Genomic DNA, 6,534 nt, shown 5'->3' on the forward strand with positions numbered 1-6,534 from the left:
ACCAGACTTAAATAAATGTGGGGCCACATGATTACCGCCAGCGGCCCAGATCACTCTGAAACAGGGCTGTAGGGACATATGAACTGCGTGTTCGTCCCTGAGGTGATGGAGGGCGCGCGCCATGCGCGCTGACTCAGGGTTTCTGTTTCCGAGCGGACTCACGCGCCTCCTCTAGGTCCATATCGAGGCCTATCTCCGATGCTTCCCGACGGACTGACTCGGCGTCGATGGCGGTCACTACTCCGTCATCCTGCAGGACAGTACCGTCCACCATCGTGAACTGAACGTCGTCGCCGTGAGCGGCGAACACCAGATGCGAGAGCACATCGTGCAGTGGCGTCGCCCGCGTGAGATCCGTACTGAGACCAATGATATCAGCTCGCCATCCCTCCCGAATCGCGCCAAGTTCATCGAACCCGGCGGCTTTCGCACCGTTGATCGTCGCCATCTCGAATATCTCGCTCGCCGGGGTCGAGGTCGGATCCAGCCGATCAACCTTCTGGAGGAGGCTGGCCTGACGCATCTCCGTGAACGCGTCGAGCGTGTTGTTACACGGAGGACCGTCGTTGCCGAGGGCGACGTTGATGCCGCGGTCGAGATAGTCCCATATCGGAGCGATGCCGCTGGCGAGTTTCATATTCGAAGACGGACAGTGCGTGACGTGCGTCCCCGTTTCGGCGAGTACCTCGCGCTCGCTTTCGTCAGTCCACACACAGTGGGCCAACACGACATCCTCGCCGGTGAGCCCGACCTCGTCGAGCCAGTGGATGTTTCGCATCCCGGTATCATTTTTCACGGTCTCGATTTCGTTTCGGTTCTCACTGGCGTGGGTGTGGATACGGACCCCGTCGTACGCGTCGGCCAGTTCGCGAGCGCCGCGGAGGCACTCTTCGGTACAGGAAACCGCGAATCGAGGTGTCACGGCGTACCGAATGCGGTCATCGAACGAGCCGTGGTACTCCTGAATGAGCCGCTCGGATTCGTCAAGGGCCTCCTGTGTATCCTCAAGGAGATCGTCGGGCGAGCGCTGATCCATCATCACCTTGCCGAGGACGCCACGGATACCGATCTCACCTGCAGCATCGAAAGCCTCCTCCGCGTGGGCGACCGAGAGGTGATCCACACAGGTTGTCGTCCCGCTTTCGATCATCTCTAGATATCCCAGTTTTGCCGCGATCTCCATCTCTCTGGCCGAAAGTGTGGCCTCCATAGGGAGGATGTAGTCGAACAGCCAGTCCAGTAGTTCGGTATCGTCGGCAATTCCCCGCCCAAGGCTCTGAACGGAGTGGATGTGTCCGCCGACGAGTCCCGGTAGCAGGACGTCGTAGGATTGGTGTTCGTGGTCGGCATATTGTGGCACGATCTCGGATCGTTCGCCCACCGCCTCGATCCGTGACCCCGAGACGACAACCGCTCCGTCTTGGAGTACCGTGTTCGTGTCTGCGACCACTGTTCCGGTCAATAACATACATATACCGTAATCAGTCGCAGGAGAAAAAATTTCCCCTGCGGGCGGTGCGGGCGGAGTGGTACCCCGGGTGACCTGCCACGGACCGGCGCGGTTCACTCGTGTCGGTGCTCACGGATCACTCGACGGGGCCTTCCAGCGCGGTGGAGACGAGCGGAACTCGGCACAGGGAAAAATACTTGCTCGACCTCCGTCGGACCTCAATCGTCGTCGACTGGTTCGGAGATCGGCGGGACCGTGTCGGCCCGATCGAACAGCGGACTGGATTCGCCGGGGACGAACGTGTTCAGCGCGAGCGCCACCAGGCCGGTGACGATGACCGGTTCGCCGAAGAACGTTTGTGTACCCGATGGCAGTCCCGAGAGCGCATTCGGCACCGTCGCGACGCCGAGCCCGAGTCCGAGCGCCGTAGCGATGATGACCATGTTTCGACGATTCATCTCGATGTTCAGGAACAACAGCCGCATGCCGCTGGCGGCCACCATGCCGACCATAATGAGCACGGCACCGCCGAAGACGGCGGAGGGGATGGTCGTCACGATGGCTCCGATCTTCGGGACGAGTCCGAGCACGATCAGAATCCCACCGCCGATCCCGACGATGTGACGGCTCATCACGCCGGTGAAGTTGATGATGCCGACGTTCTGGGAGAACGATGTCTGCGGGAAGGACCCGAAGACCGCTCCGAGGGCACTGATGAACCCGTCGGCGAAGATTCCGCCTCGGAATTCCTCTGTGGTGGGGTTGCGTCCCTCGGCGGCGGTGATCCCGGACATGTCGCCGATTGTTTCCATACCCGAGACGAGAAACAGGAACGCGAAGGTCAAAAGCGGGACCAACTCGAAACTGAATCCGAACCGGCCGGGAGTGGGGACCGCGATCCACGCCGCTTCGTAGAAGGGCGTGAAGTCCACGACGCCGAACATGATCGCGACGACGTAGCCGGCGCTGATTCCGATGATGACACTCAACATTCGCCAGACTCCCTTCAAGAGCAGATTGAAGAGAACCGAGATCGTCAAGACCAGTCCTGCAAGCCCGAGGTTCTGCATCGAGCCGAAGTCTTCGGCACCGACCCCGCCAGCGGCGTACTGGATACCGACCGGAACGAGGTACAGACCGATGATGATGACGATGAGTCCCGTGACAAGCGGCGGGAAGAACGACTGGAGTCGTTTGAACTGCCAGCCCAACAGGAACGGAACGACGACTGCCGCGGCCACGATCGAGCCGAACACGACGTCGAGGCCCGAACTCGCGCCGATCGATGACATCGCACCGACGAAGGCGAAACTTGTTCCCATCACGATCGGAAGTTTCGCGCCGACTGGACCCACGGCGTATGCTTGGACGACGGTCGCCACTCCCGCAAAGAGGATCACCATCTGAACCAAAAACGTCGTGTCTGCGGAGCTCAATCCCGCGGCTCCCGCGACGATGAACGCGACTGCAGTCGACGGGACAATCATGACCGATACGTGTTGTAGCGCGAGCAGGAACGATTTCGACAACGGTGGCTTCTCTTCCAGACCGTATGCGAGATCGATTCCTTCGTCTGTGTTTCCAGGCATGTTCCGACATACCAATGAGACTTCTAATAATTAAAATCTTCTATTGATCTACTATATTTCATCCAAGATATTACGGAATATGCTGGTTCGCACATCTATCGGGCGGATAGCGTTCGCTGTATGAGGTTCCGACGAAGCGCCGTTCGAGAACGGGTCGGGAACAGTCACCTCCGAACGGACACGGTCAGCCATCGAATCGCTCCGCGGGGGATGTCGTGTCAACGGGACCGGCGTCTGGACGGCGACGGTTGTACTCGTAGCTCAGCTCCCACGGTACGTCGTGTAACTCCCAGGAGATAGGAGCAATGGCACGTGGTAGTGCTCGCTCGGATCGTCGATCAGGAACCGCACCGGAACCTCGTCGAGAAACGTAGATTCCGTGGGACCCTCGCGGTAATACGTCCCCACGTCGAAGACGAGCTCGAACGTTCCGGCGTCGATCTCCTCGGCGTCGAGTAACGGCTCGTCGACTCGGCCATCGTGGTTCGTCACCGCTGACACGATCTGCTCGCGGTCTCCCTCTTCGAGTCGATACAGCGTCACTTCCACGCCCTCCGCCGGTCCTTCGCGATTTGTATCGAGTACGTGCGTGGTCAGTCCTGCGCTCATACGTTGCCCCCTTCGTCGAGGTCGCTGTGATCCATCGAGAACCGCTGGAATCCGGTCGGCCGAGGCGGTTCTCGAAGCACTTTCGCGTCACCCTCTAGGTCGTCATTCCGCACGCCTAGCCACGTCTGATTCCTGGATTCGAAATTCACTTCGGCCAGCTGCGGGAACCGTTCGAGGATTCGGAGTCCGATCTGATAGACGAGGTCTTGGATCGAGTTGACGTCTTTCTCATCGAAGACCACCTGTGCGATATCTCGCACCTGCTCGGCAGGCACGTACTCTTTTGGATCGTCACCTAGCGCCGCCTTGGGGTCGTCGTACGTCCAGAAGATGTCGAGTCCGATATACAGCGTCCGATTCTCTCGTTCCGGAAGTGTGGTGTACTCGTCCTGAACGTAGCCGACGAAAGAGTTGTCTTTCACCTTCACGAGTTCGATATCGGTGACACCGCTTCGCTGATTCTCGATGACGATGTCGCCGTCCTCCCGCTTGAGGTAGTACTCGCCGTACGCCGACTCGTTGTCGGAAACGCGGAAGACCAGTTCGCTCGGTTCGAAGCCGCCCTCGCCGTCTGGAACGGGTCGTTGGTCGAACTGGAGTTCATCGGCAGACATGCGGACTCCCTCCATCTGATCGTAGGTGTTGAGGAACTCCGAGCCGACGTAATGGAGAAAGCCCTCGACGGTCGCACCGTCGTACTCGCCAGCGTGGTGCAAGATGAAGTTCTTCATCGTGTCCGTTGCCACCACCTTCGTGTTGTCGCCGTCTCGGAACGAGGGGAGGAACTCCTCGCCCTCGACCTGCGCACGCACCTCCATCCCGAGGAGCGTGTTCGGCTTGCCAGTGAATGTCGACTCGGGAATCTCGCGGAGCCCCGTCAGTGGGGTTGCGTACGTCCGGTAGACGTTAACATGTTTTTTCCCGTAGTTCATCGTTCGGTCGTCGGTGTCTTGTGGTGTGTTTATCATGGGCCGTCAGTGGTATCGTCGTCGGTCATCCCTGCTGCGTGCAGCGATCGCTGTGCTCCGGGCTACAAAATCTGGCTTTACGTAGTGCGCTTGTCACCGTCTACCAACGAGGTTCATACGCATAGTTAAACCATTTTTGGTCTCTCGTTGTCATTTTCACCAGGAGGGCACCCGCCGCTACGGTTCCAGTATTTCGTCGAGTCGCAGGCGCGCAATGGTGTGTACCTCATCGATGGCGGTCCGGAACTCCTCGGGTCGTGCGTGTTCGACCCGCTCTTCCATCGCGGCCCTGATCGCGTCGGGCGATTCGTCTCGTACGGCCATGATGAACGGGAAGCCGAAGCTGTCCTGATACCGGTCGTTCAGTCGCTGGAAGGCCTCATACTGCTCCGGAGTCAACTGATCGAGTCCGGCGGAGGCCTGCTCTTCGACGGAGGCGTCTGTCATCTCGGTCTGCTCGCCGAGGTCCGGATGTGCCCGCAGGAGTTCGAGCTGCCGATCGCGATCGGCAGCCTCGACGACGCGCTTCATCGTCTCGTGAAGGTCGTCGACCGACTCGAAGGGTCGGTCGGACCAAGCCCGTTCGGCCACCCAGGGGGAATGTTCGTACACGCCGCCCAAGAGGTCGACAAACCTCTCTCTATCCGATCGGTTCACGTCCGCGATCGTTCGTTTGCTCATCGTCCTCGCTGGTCAGACCGCCCGTCACTTAAATTCTCGTTCGCACTCACAGTCGGCCCGGAGCTGAGGCGGCGACAACGGAACAACCCTTAAGAACAGGTATCGAGTATTCGAGGGTATGGTTAGCACGGTGAACGGAGCGAGACGATACAACTTCGCGGTGACTCTCGAATGTTGTGGATGGAACGCGGTCGATGTCCAAAGTCAGGGTGGACACCGGTGGTGAGTATTGACACCGTCGTCACCGGCGGGACCGTCGTTACCGCCGAGGCGATGTTCGAGGGGGCGGTCGCCATCGACGACGGTACGATCGTAGGCGTAGGCGACGAAGATGCGTTTCCGGACGCGGAAGACCGGATCGACGCGGACGGGAACCTCGTCCTTCCAGGCGTGGTCGACCCACATACCCATCTCGCAGGCTACAACTCAATCGACTCCTACGAGACCGGAACGGCGGCCGCTGCAGTCGGCGGCGTCACCAGTCTTCTGACCTTCGCCTGGCAGGGATGGGACGACGGAGAATGGGACGACCGGGGGACGCTGACCGGAGCCGTCGAACGGCATCGCGATGGCGCGGCACCACTCATCGACTGTGGGGTCCATCCGGTCATCACACAAGAATCTCCCGCGGTGTTCGAGGAACTGGCGACGCTCGTCGACGACGGCATCACGTCGTTCAAACTCTTCACCACAGACGACATCCGACTGTCGAACGGATTCATCGGAGAGGTGTTCCGGCGGCTCGCCGACATCGGTGCCGTCGGGATGGTTCACACCGAAGAGTACTCCGTCTGCGAGCATCGGACGGACGCGGTGAAAAGCGAACCCGGCGGTGAATCACCATCGGCGTATCCGCGGTCCCGCCCGGACTACGCGGAAGCGATGTCGGCCGGCTCCGTCGCCCGACTCGCCGTCGCGGCCGACGCAAAGTATTACGGCGTCCACACCACGTCGGCGGCGGCGGCGGACGCGATCGCGGAGGTGCAGACTGACGGTTCGAACGTCAGGGCGGAGACGTGTACGCACTATACCACGCTCACGGAGGAAACGTACGAACGGCTCGGGAACCGGGCGATCATGTCTCCTCCCCTCCGGTCGTCTCAGGATGTGGATACCATTTTCGACCGACTCGGCGACGGGACACTTTCGGTCGTCTCGACCGACCACGTTCCGCTGCCTCGCGAACGGAAAGAGGGCGGGCCGTGGTGGGAAAGCGCCTTCGGGATCAACAGTCTCC

General features: G+C 60.3%; 6 protein-coding genes. 1 reads left to right on the forward strand and 5 read right to left on the reverse strand.

Annotated features, from left to right (window positions below):
- Positions 1–133: 133 nt before the first annotated feature.
- From DJ74_RS17320 to uraD, 5 genes are all read right to left on the reverse strand, one after another.
- Complete coding sequence (locus tag DJ74_RS17320) at positions 134–1,468, reverse strand: 5'-deoxyadenosine deaminase (RefSeq protein ID WP_094524400.1); 1,335 nt, start codon at positions 1,466–1,468, stop codon at positions 134–136.
- A gap of 200 nt (positions 1,469–1,668) precedes the next feature.
- A complete protein-coding gene (locus DJ74_RS17325) occupies positions 1,669–3,039 on the reverse strand; it encodes a uracil-xanthine permease family protein (protein WP_094528052.1) in 1,371 nt (456 codons plus the stop codon).
- Between the two features lie 261 nt (positions 3,040–3,300).
- A complete protein-coding gene (uraH, locus tag DJ74_RS17330; protein WP_094528053.1) occupies positions 3,301–3,648 on the reverse strand; it encodes a hydroxyisourate hydrolase in 348 nt (115 codons plus the stop codon).
- Entirely contained in the window at positions 3,645–4,580 is a 936-nt protein-coding gene (gene pucL / locus DJ74_RS17335) for a factor-independent urate hydroxylase (protein WP_094524516.1), read from the reverse strand. The genes uraH and pucL overlap by 4 nt, the downstream gene beginning before the upstream one ends.
- 213 nt (positions 4,581–4,793) lie before the next feature.
- The gene (gene uraD, locus DJ74_RS17340; protein WP_094528054.1) at positions 4,794–5,297 is read right to left on the reverse strand and encodes a 2-oxo-4-hydroxy-4-carboxy-5-ureidoimidazoline decarboxylase; all 504 of its coding nucleotides are present in this window, start codon (positions 5,295–5,297) and stop codon (positions 4,794–4,796) included.
- Positions 5,298–5,477: 180 nt separating this feature from the next.
- On the opposite strand from uraD, the gene DJ74_RS17345 reads away from it, so the two are divergent.
- Positions 5,478–6,534 (forward strand): dihydroorotase family protein (locus DJ74_RS17345; protein ID WP_217900355.1); only part of this gene is annotated, 1,057 nt, incomplete at its 3' end.

Origin of the sequence: Halorubrum sp. Ea8, assembly GCF_002252925.1 — an archaeon.
In the GTDB taxonomy this organism is placed as follows: Archaea; Halobacteriota; Halobacteria; order Halobacteriales; family Haloferacaceae; genus Halorubrum.

Excerpts from the sequence above, each read along its gene's own strand:
- DJ74_RS17320 (WP_094524400.1), bottom strand. The coding sequence starts at position 1,468 with ATGTTATTGACCGGAACAGTGGTCGCAGACACGAACACGGTACTCCAA.
- DJ74_RS17325 (WP_094528052.1), bottom strand. The coding sequence starts at position 3,039 with ATGCCTGGAAACACAGACGAAGGAATCGATCTCGCATACGGTCTGGAA.
- uraH (WP_094528053.1), bottom strand. The coding sequence starts at position 3,648 with ATGAGCGCAGGACTGACCACGCACGTACTCGATACAAATCGCGAAGGA.
- pucL (WP_094524516.1), bottom strand. The coding sequence starts at position 4,580 with ATGAACTACGGGAAAAAACATGTTAACGTCTACCGGACGTACGCAACC.
- uraD (WP_094528054.1), bottom strand. The coding sequence starts at position 5,297 with ATGAGCAAACGAACGATCGCGGACGTGAACCGATCGGATAGAGAGAGG.